Source organism: Lactococcus muris, from assembly GCF_042849115.1.
GTDB classification, from domain to species: domain Bacteria; phylum Bacillota; class Bacilli; order Lactobacillales; family Streptococcaceae; genus Lactococcus; species Lactococcus muris.
Genome location: NZ_BAAFQO010000003.1, coordinates 148,475 through 162,214, shown reverse-complemented (window position 1 = coordinate 162,214; position 13,740 = coordinate 148,475). Strand labels below are relative to the sequence as shown.

General features: G+C 40.4%; 12 protein-coding genes. All 12 read right to left on the bottom strand.

Annotation, left to right across the window (positions count from 1 at the left end; all coding sequences use genetic code 11):
* Nucleotides 1–339: 339 nt before the first annotated feature.
* On the bottom strand, nt 340–987 hold the full coding sequence (locus tag ACGHCK_RS03250; RefSeq protein ID WP_251420295.1) for an adenylate kinase: 648 nt from the start codon (nt 985–987) through the stop codon (nt 340–342).
* A gap of 143 nt (nt 988–1,130) precedes the next feature.
* On the bottom strand, nt 1,131–4,457 hold the full coding sequence (locus ACGHCK_RS03245; RefSeq protein WP_271327894.1) for a leucine-rich repeat domain-containing protein: 3,327 nt from the start codon (nt 4,455–4,457) through the stop codon (nt 1,131–1,133).
* 152 nt (nt 4,458–4,609) lie between these two features.
* Complete coding sequence (gene secY / locus ACGHCK_RS03240; protein ID WP_251420298.1) at nt 4,610–5,926, bottom strand: preprotein translocase subunit SecY; 1,317 nt, start codon at nt 5,924–5,926, stop codon at nt 4,610–4,612.
* 70 nt (nt 5,927–5,996) lie between these two features.
* Nucleotides 5,997–6,449 carry a 50S ribosomal protein L15 gene (rplO, locus tag ACGHCK_RS03235; protein ID WP_202231541.1) on the bottom strand — a complete coding sequence of 151 codons (453 nt, stop codon included), beginning with the start codon at nt 6,447–6,449 and terminating at the stop codon, nt 5,997–5,999.
* A gap of 199 nt (nt 6,450–6,648) precedes the next feature.
* Complete coding sequence (locus ACGHCK_RS03230) at nt 6,649–7,698, bottom strand: BMP family lipoprotein (RefSeq protein ID WP_202231542.1); 1,050 nt, start codon at nt 7,696–7,698, stop codon at nt 6,649–6,651.
* Nucleotides 7,699–7,952: 254 nt separating this feature from the next.
* The gene (rpmD, locus tag ACGHCK_RS03225; RefSeq protein WP_003134512.1) at nt 7,953–8,135 is read right to left on the bottom strand and encodes a 50S ribosomal protein L30; all 183 of its coding nucleotides are present in this window, start codon (nt 8,133–8,135) and stop codon (nt 7,953–7,955) included.
* A gap of 10 nt (nt 8,136–8,145) precedes the next feature.
* Complete coding sequence (gene rpsE, locus ACGHCK_RS03220; protein WP_202231543.1) at nt 8,146–8,640, bottom strand: 30S ribosomal protein S5; 495 nt, start codon at nt 8,638–8,640, stop codon at nt 8,146–8,148.
* A gap of 20 nt (nt 8,641–8,660) precedes the next feature.
* Nucleotides 8,661–9,008 carry a 50S ribosomal protein L18 gene (gene rplR / locus ACGHCK_RS03215; protein WP_202231544.1) on the bottom strand — a complete coding sequence of 116 codons (348 nt, stop codon included), beginning with the start codon at nt 9,006–9,008 and terminating at the stop codon, nt 8,661–8,663.
* A 142-nt stretch (nt 9,009–9,150) separates the two neighbouring features.
* A complete protein-coding gene (gene rplF / locus ACGHCK_RS03210) occupies nt 9,151–9,687 on the bottom strand; it encodes a 50S ribosomal protein L6 (RefSeq protein ID WP_202231545.1) in 537 nt (178 codons plus the stop codon).
* Nucleotides 9,688–9,776: 89 nt separating this feature from the next.
* Complete coding sequence (gene rpsH / locus ACGHCK_RS03205) at nt 9,777–10,175, bottom strand: 30S ribosomal protein S8 (protein WP_202231546.1); 399 nt, start codon at nt 10,173–10,175, stop codon at nt 9,777–9,779.
* Between the two features lie 566 nt (nt 10,176–10,741).
* Nucleotides 10,742–11,695 (bottom strand): L-lactate dehydrogenase, encoded by a 954-nt coding sequence (locus ACGHCK_RS03200; protein ID WP_202231547.1) that lies wholly within the window; start codon nt 11,693–11,695, stop codon nt 10,742–10,744.
* Nucleotides 11,696–11,923: 228 nt separating this feature from the next.
* The gene (locus ACGHCK_RS03195) at nt 11,924–13,540 is read right to left on the bottom strand and encodes a Na/Pi cotransporter family protein (RefSeq protein WP_271327893.1); all 1,617 of its coding nucleotides are present in this window, start codon (nt 13,538–13,540) and stop codon (nt 11,924–11,926) included.
* Nucleotides 13,541–13,740 lie beyond the last annotated feature (200 nt).

The following is a 13,740-nucleotide window of genomic DNA, read 5'->3' as shown; positions in this document are numbered from 1 at the left end:
GCTGGTTGAAGGCTTGGAAGGCGAAGGTGCCGCCTACCAAGAGCAATAAGAGGGACAGGAGCGCGAGGTTGCGCAGCCGCCGCTGGTTTTTCTTTTCTGGTGTCATAAACTCCTCCTTTGACGTAACGTTTGGTTTAGACTTTTTCATTACATTTGTATTTCTAATGTTACGTTTACTTTCTGAGTCTATAGTATAAAAAAAAAGGTCAAATGAAATGAGTGTTTGATGAGAAAAGGATGGGTGGTTTGGCTGGGGGCTTGGCTTTTAGGTATGCGAAAAGAAGCCCCGGTTGGAGCTTCTTTTCTTTATAGGATTAGCGGATTCATAAGTTTTATATCTTATCCAAGAACTTCTTGAATATCTTCCGTTACTTTTTCCATTGCCTGACCCCCATCAATAGTCTTGACTAAGCCAAGCTCTGTATAATGTTCCAAGATAGGTGCGGATTCCTTAATATTTACTTCCAAACGGTTTTTAACCGTTTCTGGATTATCATCAGCACGTTGGTAAAGATCATGTCCACCACAAACGTCACATGTGCCTTCAACTTTAGTTGGTTTGAAGATTTTGTGGTATGTTGCACCACATGTACGACAGATATAACGTCCGCTTAAGCGTTCAACCAAGATATCTGGGTTTACCTCAATGTTGATGACTGCATCAAGTTTAATGCCAAGCTCAACCAGCATCTTGTCCAAAGCTTCTGCTTGGTCAAATGTACGTGGATAGCCATCAAGCAAGAAACCTGAGGCTTTGATGTCATCTTGTGCTAAACGTTCTTTAACGATTCCGTTTGTCACTTCATCTGGAACTAGAGCTCCTTTGTCAATATAAGATTTGGCAAGTTTGCCCATCTCTGTTTCGTTTTTCATCGCTGCACGGAACATGTCTCCAGTAGAGATGTGATTTACCCCGTAGTTTTTTACGATAAATTCTGCCTGTGTTCCTTTACCTGCGCCTGGCAAGCCCATGATTAGCAAGTTCATTTTCTTCTCCTGTTTTCTTATTACAAGTTTGCTATAGGCACTAAAATCTCTTTTTCAGTCCTAAAAGCATCTTTACACCTTAATATTTTATCGTATTTCTGGAGATAAATAAAGAAAAACCTTGCCTAAAACAAGACTTTTCATTATTTCATTTGTGATTTGCGCTGTTTTAGCCAAAGCAGCACTGCAGCCACAAGACTGCTTCCTCCAAGAGCCAAGGCAGGCAAGGCTATCTCCCCTAAGTCTGGAAGATTTTGTTCTTCCTTTGTCTCTACAGGACTTTCTTCCTGTGGTCCAGTTTTCTCTGTCTCAGAATCTTCTGGAATTCTTGTTTGAACAGCCTCAGAAATTTTTCCATCTGCATTTTTACTGACAGCCGAAATCATCTGTCCCGGCCTTACTTTTCCAGAAGAAATCTCCGCCCTCCAAGTTCCATCAGCTTGGACGGTCGTTGTGGCAATGACATTACCTCCAGAATCATGGATAAGAATCGTTTCTCCTGCTTTTCCTGTCCCTGTGACCACATAGCCTTCGGAGGAATTTCCTGTTAGGCTATCAATCACAGGTTTTGTCGGAGCAGCTTGCGGTAAGGAAGTTTGTGTGATTGTACCAGAAAAGGAAACCTCAATACGTGGATTACTGGTAAAAATTTGACTTTCCTCCCAACGGAGTTTGTTATCTGCCAAAGCTTGACTATAGTTGACAAATGTTTGACTCGGACTTGCTTGGGTTCGCAAACTCCCTTGCCCTTGAGTCATGGACCATTTGCTCGCATCTACTGCCTTTTCATCAATGTTAAAGACATCTGTCGGGCTATCCGTAAAAGTCAGAACAGCAGGACGCGTAAGACTTTGTTCCTCTGCCACAATACTTGTCAAACCAGAGGCTAGCTGAAGAAGCCGGGACAGAACTCCCAGATTCGCAATCTGGTTATGGTTGAGTGTCAGGGTGTTCAATCCAGAAAGTGCTCTCAGCTGCGAGACATCCGTGATACCGTTCTGATTCAGAGTTAGGTGACGAAGAGAGTTTAGATTAGGGTGATTAAACATTTCCATGGCATTAGCAACGCCAGCTGTTGCATTGATAGTCAAATGCGTCATATTGGGCAAATGAGTCAGAGTTGAAAAATCTGTCACTGTCGCATGAGTCAACGTCAATTCTTGGAGATTAGGGAGAGTAGCAAGTCCCACATAATGCTCACCACCTCCAAGAACATTTGGTCCGTCCAAAAGCGCGACGCCATCCAATGTCAACTTTCTGGGATATTTATTCCCTGCTGTTTCAAGACCTAGCAGGGCCAACTCTGCAGCTGATGTATAATCCGTCACTGCAACAGGAGGTATTGGGGAAGGGCGATCCCGCCCTTCTGTCAACGCAGCTGCAATAGCTTCCTGAACTTTTGGGTCAGAAAAAATTTGATTAATAGGAACATCAAATTGATTTGGAGTAACTGTTTGGATAACCTGACCAGAAAATTGACCGGATGCGATATTTTCAATATTTTGTGCCGTCCAGTGGGCAGCTTGGTTTTCACCTATATAATCCCAAAGAAGCTGCTCAGCGATATGACTGCCTTCCGGCACCTGATCCAAGGCTAGACTGGTCCGATCATGAAGCTCCTGCAAGTTATAAATGCTAAAAGCTGTTGCTTCACGGTGGCTGACATCCGCAAGATAAATACGCTGATCTAAGGCTGAAAGAGTGAGTCCGCCGATATTTCCCCCTCGAAAATGATAGAAGGCTCTTAAATCATTGAGGTGATTTTGATCAAGAAGGATGGTGTCCAAGTTTTGCAAACTGCCTGTAGGGACATTTGCAAAGAAAGTGAGACTTCCTGTGTTCAAGTCATTATCAGACAAATCAAGTGTGATAAGACGACGAAGAAGCGTCAAGCCGTTGAGCTTACTGATACTTCGGCTTGAAGCATCTAAAGTTTCAATGCTGTCCGCCTCACTTTGTGTCAATATGTGTGTCACATCAAAGCCAAGTACATCAGCCACGGCTTGAGCTAAACCAGGGTCAGGAAAAAGCATATTGATAGGTCCTAGTTCAGGGTTGGGCTCTCCCACTTCTCCCAGAGTTGGATACACGGCTAAACCGGAGAAAATCCCTGAGCCTAAACCAGAGGGCATCACCCACTCCAATGTGTTGTCTCCGAGCGTTTGCCAGAGTACACGCAAAGGTGGCGTATCAAATACGATGCTCCCAGAGCCCTGAACGATGCTTAATTGTTCAGAGTCACTTGGAAACATACTGTTTTTGTTATAAATCCCAACAGTTTCATTGGGGGCCTGGCCTCGGTTCGTTTCTACCTTCCGCCAAGTTTGCCCAGTTGCTGAAAGATCGACCAAGCCACTCAAAGTTTGGAGAGGAGCCAGGCTACGCAACATATTGTTATTAAGTTCAAGTGTCTTCAGGCTTGTAAGTGAGGACAAAGGAGCTAAAGCATATGGTGCAGCTGCCCCAATTTGAGGATCAGAGATAAGATTGTTTGAAAGGTAAAGTGAAACCAGGTTGGACAAGCCCGAAAGTTCTGCTAATCCTGCTTCAGTAATCATGTTATTTCTTAAGTAAAGCGTTGTAAGATTTGTCTTGGCAGACAGATTTCCCGCTTGAAGCCCTGCATCGTCAATTTGATTGCGCCCCACAGAAAGGTAGGTCAGACTATTCATGGCAGCAACGGGGGCCAAGCTTGATATACCTGCATTTGCCAGTGTTAAACGCGTGAGTGCTGTAAAATGGGAGAGCGCAGCATTGACTGTCGTCCCTGCACCAAGTCCTGTATTTTCACTCAAGGTCAGGTCAGTCAAAACATCGCTGGGGAGATTTTGCAAGGGCGATAAGTCTACGATGCGATTACTTGTGAGGTTAAGACTCCTCAGCTCCTTTAATGCACCAATCGCTTCGATATTGACAATGCGGTTGGTTACCAATGACAGATTGCGTAACTGTGTCAACTTAGCCAGTGAAGTAATGTCTGTAATTCGGGCGCTGCCTAGATTCAAACTCGTCAAACTAGAAGTTGCCAAGCCTTCAAGCGGAACCAAACTGTTAACGTCAGAAAGATTACCATTTGTAATCCCAAAAGTCGTCATCCGTGTGAGAAACTGTATGCCTTCCAGACTGTTAATTCCCTCAATCGGTGCTCCAGATGTAGGTTGTAAAGTGGTTATATTGTTCAAGTCAGTTTGAGTGACAAAGTCTGTAGGAACTTTTTGCAAACGATAAGCAACAGCCGCTGCCAATCTAGCATCAGGGAAAATCGCATTAATCTGCTGACTTCCAAGCAATATATCTTTAGGGGCAAGGGGCGTTTGTTGTGCTTCTTGGCTTAAAGCCTCGTGAGAAAGAGGAGCTGTTTGCGCGAAAGCTGGAGCGATAGACCCTGCAACTTGGGAGCCCAAAAGACTAACAATACCTAGAGAAATTGCCAGCCGTTTGTTCTTTTTTTGTTTCCCTTTATCACTCATGTTTCTCTCCTTTTTCTCATCTAAAACTCATTACTCTTTTATTATATCATATGGAAATCAAAATAAAAAAATATACCAAGGTAAAATGAAAGCCTTAGTATATTTTTGAGTTGTAGGGCATAGATAACTTCAGTCACAACGCCAGAAGTTCACTAGCCCTCAATCGGATTATCCATAAATCCTTTGTAATTTTTCTTATAAAGATAGCCTTCGAGCTGTTTAACTGCTTGAATCGCAACCTGAATCAAGATTAAGAGAGAGGTTCCTCCCAAGGCAACAATCTTTGGCAAGCCCCAAATGTTTTGGGCAACGATTGGCAAAATCGAGATAAAGCCAAGGAAAAGAGCACCAACTGTGGCTAAGCGCATAAGCAAGCTTGAAACATATTTTTCCGTTCCCTTACCTGGGCGAACAGATGGGATATATGACCCTTGTTTTTGCAGGTTTTCTGCCATCTTCTCCGGATTAACTTGTACAAATGAATAGAAGAAGGTAAAGAGAACAATCAGTAAACCATAAAACAGCATTCCTGTCCATGTGTTGTATGAAAGAGCAGATTGTAAGCTATTAAGCCAACCCACATTGTTCCCTTGGGCACGCTGCAAGAACTGCAAAATTGTTGCAGGAGCTGTTGTAATTGACCCCGCAAAGATAACTGGGATAACACCAGCTGGGTTAACACGAAGTGGCAAGTATGAACTTGTTGGCGCACCCTGTGTCAACTTTGTATATTGAATAGGTACTTTACGTTCAGCTTGTTGTACAAATGTTGTGAAGTAAATAATCAATGCAGATACAATAACTAGGATAGCCAACATAATCCATGATGTTGGAATTTGACCTGGACGTACATTTACAAACCATTCTGTGTAAACTTCGTGTACGGCGCTTGGAATACCTGAAACAATCCCTGCAAAGATAATGACTGAGATACCTGAGCCAAATCCTTTTTCATTGATTTGTTCCCCCATCCAAGTAACAACTATTGACCCCGTCGTCAAAATAACACCAATCATCAGATAAGTTTGCCAGTTTGGATTTTGTACGATATTTGCCGAACTCATCGCTTGGAAACCTGCAGTAATACCAATAGACTGAGCCATAGCTAAAACTAGAGTAATATATCGTGTCGCTTGATTAAGCTTACGGCGTCCAATTTCCCCCTGTTTTGACCATTCGACAAACTTCGGCAAGATATCCATTTGCAAGAGCTGGACAATGATTGAAGCTGTGATATAAGGCGATACCCCCATGGCAAACAGTGAGTAGTTTTGCATGGCATTACCTGAAACCAAATTCATCATGTTCAGGAACGGTAAGTCACTTAGGGCATTCAAGTTTTCAACATTGATTCCCGGCACTGTAATATGTGCACCTAGTCGAAAGACAAAAAGAATAAAGATGGTAAAGATGATTCGCGCTCTCACATCTTTTATCTTGAAGGCTTCCTTTAGAGTTTTGAAAAACATAATTTCCCTCTAAACTTTCTTAAATATTAATCCTATAAAATAAGCGGTTGATCCACAACCGCCAATTGAATTATTTTGCTTCAAGAGTTTCTACAGAACCACCAGCAGCTTCAATAGCAGCTTTTGCAGCAGCAGAAGCTTTCGCAACGTTAACCTTAAGGTTTTTAACTGTCAATTCGCCGTTAGCAAGAACTTTGATACCAGATTTAACATCTTTGATGATTTTAGCAGCTACAAGTGTTTCAGCTGTAACTTCTGCTCCATCGCCAAGACGGTTCAAAGTATCGAGGTTTACGATTGCGTATTCTTTACGATTTACGTTAGTGAAACCGCGTTTTGGAAGACGGCGGAATAACTCTGTTTGCCCACCTTCAAAACCAGGACGTACGCCACCACCTGAACGTGATTTTTGACCTTTTTGTCCACGACCAGATGTTTTACCGTTACCAGATGAAGTACCACGACCTACACGGTTGCGCACTTTACGGCTGCCTTCTGCAGCTTTCATTTCATGAAGTTTCATGTTTTCTCCTTATTTTGTACAATGCTGACGCCTTGCTCCACTCTAAGGAAGGATGGAGTTTGACTCGCCTGTACTTTTTCTAATTTTGGGCTTTTAAACCTTCTCCATTTTACTAAATTTGCTCTGGAAATGCAAATTTTTCAAAAAAGAGGGCATTATTGGCATAAAAAGCGTGAGAGCACGCATGTTATTTCTATAATTATTTTGCAGGAACAACAATTTTACCCGAAACAATATCAGCTTTTGCTGCTTCAACGGCTTTCCATGCTTCATCAGAAGCGTTGTCGCGCGCAAGTGTTACGCCACCATTGGATAGGTCATATTTGAGTTTTTCACCGCCTGGGAACTTGCCTTTTGCTGTTCTGCTTGCGATATCCTGAACTGCATTTCCAACTTCTTTCACTGTAGAAACAAGAACAAAATTTGATTTTTTCCCATCTTTAGAAGTGTAGCCGCCCAAATATTCTTGGTCTTGGTCAACACCAATAACCCATACTTTATCTGCTTCATTTTTTGTTTCATTCAGATTTTTAGCCTCAGTGAACAGTCCAGCACCTACACTACCAGCTGCTTGGTAAATAACATCTGCCCCACTCGCATACATTGCTGAAGCTATTGTTTTTCCTTTACCTGCATCTGTAAAAGATTGCGCATACTGTACATCCACTTTGATATCTGGAGTTACAGACTTAGCTCCCGCTGTAAATCCACTTTCAAAGGCTGCAAGAACATCGGATTTAATACCGCCGATAAAACCTACGTGGTTGGTTTTACTTGTCTTAGCTGCCGCAACACCAGCCAGATAAGCAGATTGCTGATCCGCAAAAGTGGCAGAAACAACATTGTTTTTACCTTCAATTACAGAGTCGATAACAGCAAATTTTGTATCCGGGTTGTTTTGCGCAGCTTGAGAAGTTGCCTCCTGCAAAACAAAGCCAATACTGAAAATTAAATCATAACCGCCTGAAACAGCCGAATTAAAGTTTGATGTAAATTCAGCTGGAGAATTGGACTGAAAATAGTTAATTCCCTTCCCTTTAGACAAACCATTGTCCTTCCCCCAAGCTTGTAGCCCTTCCCAAGCCGACTGGTTAAACGAGCGATCATCTACGCCATCATTACCTAAGACTAAGGCTGCTTTAAGAGCTGTTTCGCCTTGCATTTTTTCTGCACGTCGTCCTCCACACCCTGCAAGTACGATTACTGATGCAAAGACGACTGCTGCAAGTGTAAAAATACGTTTGTTCATTTTTTCTTCCTTCCACATTTCATAATACGACAGGCCATTACTCAACAAAAAAGAGGCTATTCTTTACAGAGTAGAAAACATATCCCTTAGTAAAGTCTAATCTATTTAGATGTTCACATCTGGGTACGCTACGGCCATTGGAAATAATTATACCCTAAAATTCACTGTATATTTTTACTTATTTAATTTTCCAGTTTGAAAATATTTACAATTTTTCACAAAAAAAGTTCAGATAATCTGAACTTTTTTACTTATTATTTAACTTCTTCAATTGTTACCAAGTGTGAAATTGAGTTAGCCATGCCGCGAAGTGCTGCATTGTCTTCTTTCACAACTGATGAACCAAGTTTACCAAGGCCAAGTGCAACAACAGTTTTACGTTGTGCAGGGATACGGCCGATTGGTGATTTTACCAATGTAATTTTGATTTGAGCCATGATATCCTCCTTATGCCAAATCGCTTACTGATTTGCCGCGGAGTTCCGCAACTTCTTCAGCGCGTTTCAATTGTTGCAAACCTTCAACTGTTGCACGAACAACGTTGATTGCTGTGTTTGAACCTAATGATTTAGATGTTACGTCAGCAACACCTGCGAGTTCGAGGACGGCACGAACGGCACCACCTGCGGCAACTCCAGAACCTTCTACAGCTGGTTTGATAAGGATCTTACCGCCGCCAAATACACCAAGCACTTCATGAGGGACAGTAGTTCCTACCATAGGTACTGTAATGATGTTTTTCTTAGCTGCTTCGATAGCTTTACGGATTGCTTCTGGAACTTCTTGAGCTTTACCAGTACCGAAACCTACGCGACCATTACGGTCACCAACTACAACAAGTGCGGCAAAGCGGAGACGGCGTCCACCTTTAACAACTTTAGTAACACGGTTGATTCCAACAACGCGTTCTTCGAATTCTTTAACTTCTTCGTTTCTAGCCATTTTAATGATTACCCCTTTCCTTAGAATTTCAATCCAGCTTCACGTGCAGCTTCTGCAAGTGCTTGGACACGTCCGTGATAGAGATAACCACCGCGGTCAAATACAACTGCTTCTATGCCTTTAGCTTTAGCAGCTTCTGCAATAAGTTTACCAACTTCAGCTGCTTGTTCTGTTTTAGTACCAGTCAATTTAAGTGATGATGCAGATGCAAGTGTTACAGCTGCTTCGTCATCAATAACTTGTGCATAGATATTTGTGTTTGAACGGAAAACATTCAAACGTGGAGTCTCAGCAGTACCTGAGATTTTTCCGCGAACGCGAATATGGCGTTTTTGACGGAGCTTGTTTTTATCTGGTTTAGAAATCACAATTCTACCTCTTTTAATATTTTATATTTCGATAGTTTTTGCCATCGATTTTCTTGCAAAAAATGCAAGCGGGAAGTTTCTGCTTAAGCAGAATTTTGGCAAACTTATATTCACCAAATGACGGATTATAATCTTCAAGAGATTATTTACCAGTTTTACCTTCTTTACGACGTACAAATTCGCCAACGTAACGAATACCTTTACCTTTATATGGTTCTGGTGCACGACGGCTACGGATATAAGCTGCTGTCTGACCAACGACTTCTTTATCTGAGCCCAAAACGTTAATGTGTGTAGCATCTGGAACTTCAAAAGTGATACCTTTTGGAGCTTCAACTTCATCTGGATGAGATTTACCAACAGCCAATACAAGTTTTGAACCTTGAAGTTGTGCACGGTAACCAACCCCGATCATTTCGAGTTCTTTACGGAAACCTTCACTTACACCAACAACCATGTTGTTGAAGTTTGCACGAGTAGTGCCGTGAATAGTTTTCATCTCTTTAGAGTCATCAGGACGCTTGAATGTTACTTCAGAGCCATTGATTTCCATCGTGATTGCTGTTGAAAACTCACGAGTCAATTCGCCTTTAGGGCCTTTAACTGTTACTGTTGCGCCGTTTTGTTCAACTGTTACACCAGCTGGTAAAACAACGACTTTATTACCAATACGTGACATGTTTTTTTTACCTTTTCTGTTAAATTATCAAGAGTATTTCTACTGCCTGTTTTCACAATTATAATGTTTTTCTGCTTACCAGTAAGAGATTACCAGATGTAAGCAAGAACTTCACCACCGATATTCTTAGAACGTGCAACCTTATCCGTCACAACGCCTTCAGAAGTTGAGATGATTGCTGTACCAAGTCCGTTAAGAACACGTGGTACTTCATCAGATTTCACGTAAACACGAAGACCTGGTTTAGAGATACGTTTCAAGTTAGTGATAACTTTTTCGTTGTTTTTTCCGTATTTTAAGAACACACGGATAATACCTTGCTTGTTATCTTCAACATACTCAACGTCTTTCACATAACCCTCAGCTTTAAGGATTTCTGCGATTTCACGCTTAATTTTTGAAGCAGGTGCTTCAACAACTTCGAAACGACGCATGTTTCCGTTACGGATACGTGTGAGGAAGTCTGCAATTGGGTCTGTCATTACCATAATGTAATTTCTCCTTATTTGTAGTTTGGGTTTGTTCAATCCCACTTTCAAATTAATGAGGTCTTTTTTAAAAGACCGAACCTATATACTTTATCAAAATATTTGTATCATGTCAATAGGTTCGGGTGTTTCTCCATGGAAAACACAGCAATTTAAAAAAATCCTCCTAATCTTCTAAACTAAGATGGCGATTATGCACGATTTAAAGAATTAAGTTATGTAGAAGAAAGACATCAATCGAGAACACTCAAACACAAGCTGAGTCGGTGTTTGAGCCACAGTGACTAACAATCCCGAATTAGACATTTTCCGCCGTTCTCTGCCTTTTGTCTAATTTTTAAAATTATAAAAAGCAAAAGAAAAACTGCTTAACAGCAGCATTCTTATACGCGCGGTTAAGCAGTTTTTTTCTTGTTGGGGACTTTTGTCCCCTTTTTTCTATCAAATTCTTCCAGACTCTTCCTTTACTTTTCTTGAAGATGCGTAAGTTTGAATAAACCCTATATTATCTCAGCTTTTAAGTCAGAAAGTGTGCAGACAAAGAAGTAAGGGAAGCAGAATAAAACTTAATCTTTACACTCCAGCTTTTCAATAACATCGCGTAACTGTTTTACAGATTTTTTAAATGCTTGGCGTTCCTGAGGGTCAATATTTAACTCAATAATTTCTCTAACTCCTGTCTGATTTACAACTGAAGGTACACCGGTAAATAGTCCTTCTTCTCCATACTGGCCTTCGAGATAAGCAGATACAGGTAAAACAGCCTGCTCATTATTCAAAATAGCTTTTACAATTCTTGCTGTACTCATACCTATGCCATAGTAAGTTGCTTTTTTACGGTCAATAATTTCATAAGCTGCATTTTTTACTTTATCTGATAAAATTTGTAAATCTGCAACTTCTAAGCGATTATTTTGAACGATAAATTCCAATATTGGTTTACCACCAACTGTTGTATGCGACCAAACTGCGACTTCTGAGTCTCCATGCTCTCCGATAATATAGCCGTGGATACTTCGAGGATCAATTTCAAGTTTTGTCGCAAGTTCTTTGCGGAAACGAGTGGTGTCCAATGTTGTGCCTGTACCTACTACTCTTGATGCTGGTAAACCTGAAGCTTTCCAAGCACAATAAGTTAATACATCTACAGGATTAGAAGCAATGACAAACACACCATCAAATCCCGAATTCATCACCTCATGAACAATGGATTTCATAATTTTTGCATTCGTATCCACGAGTTCTAATCGCGTTTGACCCGGCTGTTGATTGATACCTGCAGTGATAACTACAACATTGGCATCCTTACATTCTTCATAGCCGCCGGCTTTTACATTAATGTTTTCTTGCCCCCATGAAATACCATCTAGAAGGTCCAGTGCTTCTCCCTCTGCTTTTTCTTGGTTCACATCTATAAGTACCAAATCATTGACAATCCCTTGATTAATCATCGAATAGGCAATGCTTGTCCCAACAAATCCTGTGCCTATAACTACTACTTTTCTATTTGTGACTTTCATTCCTGTACTTCCTTTCGTATTACCTTTATACTTATATCTTACCGCACAATCATTAATTTGTAAAATAAATTAATTTAATAAAAGGCATTAATTTTTTGAATCAAATATTTTATTTATAAATGTATAAAATGTACTACTCATTGTATGTAATAAGTCGGTAAAAGCTGTTTAGCATTTCTTGAATGTGCTACTATAGATGACAAAAAAAGAGCTATCTTCGTGCTCTTTTCACCTCTTATGTTCTAACGTTACTGCTATACTTACTGCGTCTGCACTGATACGACGGAGACTATTAAAAATCCGAATATCTTCAAAATCTGCTCTGAGTAAATCCCTATTAATTTGTGTAAGATTCAATATCTCTTGATCCAATCTCTCAATATCTTGCACTAATTTTTTATCTTCTTGGTACAGTTTTTCCTTTAAAAACTCATAAATCTGTAAGAGCATTCTATCCACTAACGGCACTATCGCTTCCATAACCAGATGAATAGCTAACTCTCCCTCTTCTCTGCCACTATCATCTATAGTTTCAGGTTGCTCATAGCGTTGCAGGCTAAGCGCAATATCTTTAGCTTGTTCTTCTATTTGGCGCAAATAATTAATAACTTTATAACAGATTCCAACGGTTATAGCAAATTCTTCTTTCAACTTGACCGTATTTACATTAGTAAGTGTTCTGTTAATCTCCTTGACCAAATATTCGATTAAGGCTTCGTTAGACAGCAAATAGACTTCCTGTCGTTTTTTCCCTATTGTCTTATAATTTGTAGCTTCTTTAAAATCTTCATGCACAAGCTCAAAGGTCCTTTGAATCTCCTTAAGAATATGCTCAACTTCAATCTCTGGCGAGTAAATCAATCGTCGATCGATAAATTTTAACTTAAGCTGAGGAGACTCCTCCGAATCTGCCTTAATAATTTTTTCAGAGAGTTGAATTATATATTTAGACACCGGAAGCAATATGAACAGCGTTGCAACATTAAAAACAATATGTGCATAAACCAACTGAAGGGCAATATTTTCTGAAGTACTCTGAATAAAAGAAACAAAACCTAGGGGCAAAACTGTAAAAACTGTGAAAATCAAAGCGCCCACAACATTGAACAGAACATGAACCATGGCTGCTTGTTGAGCCGTCTTATTACCACGTATAGACGCCACTAAGGTCGTCACAACTGTCCCCACATTAAAGCCGTATAAAATAAAAATCGCTTGCTGGAGATCAACAACAACTCCTGCGGCCACCATGGTCAATAGAATACCAACTGAGGCAGTTGAACTTTGAATCAACGCCGTTACAATGAAACCGACAACGAGACCAATCAGGGGCATTTGAGTATGAACAAATAAATCTGCCATAAAAGCCGATTCCCGTAAGGGAACCATCGAAGAACTCATAAGATTCAGACCTAAAAACAAAAGACCAAAGCCAAGCAAAATTAACCCCATATGATTAAAGGTTTTGCGTTTAACAAAAAGAGTTGTTATTGTCCCGAGAAAAATAACAAAAGGAACAATATCTTGGATATTAAATGTGAACAGTATACCCGTCAAAGTCGTTCCAGCATTAGCACCCATAATCACACCTGCGGCTTGACTAAGAGACATTAATGAGGAGTCGATAAATCCCAATACCATAACAGTCGTTGCTGTCGAACTCTGAATTATCGCCGTAATAATGAACCCAAAGAAGGCACCCAACCATTTATTACGTGTTAGTCGGCGTAAGATGTTTTTCAGTTTTGACCCTGCAACTAAGCTCAAGCCCTCACTCATCAAGCTCATTCCATATAAAAAGAGTCCCAAGCCTCCTAACAAAAAAAAGATATCATAGATGGTCATGCCTTATCCCTCATTTTCACTTTATCCCTTCAGATTCATTTTTTCTCATCTTAAGTATATCTTATTTTAATTTTATTCAGAAGTGATATTATAACAGCTTTTATAAAAGAAAAAAACTTCCCTCAAAGGGAAGAAATTTTTATATGTTAGAGCTACAATTCCTTCTAAGAATTGTCTGGGCATGAGCAGAATTTCTAAGA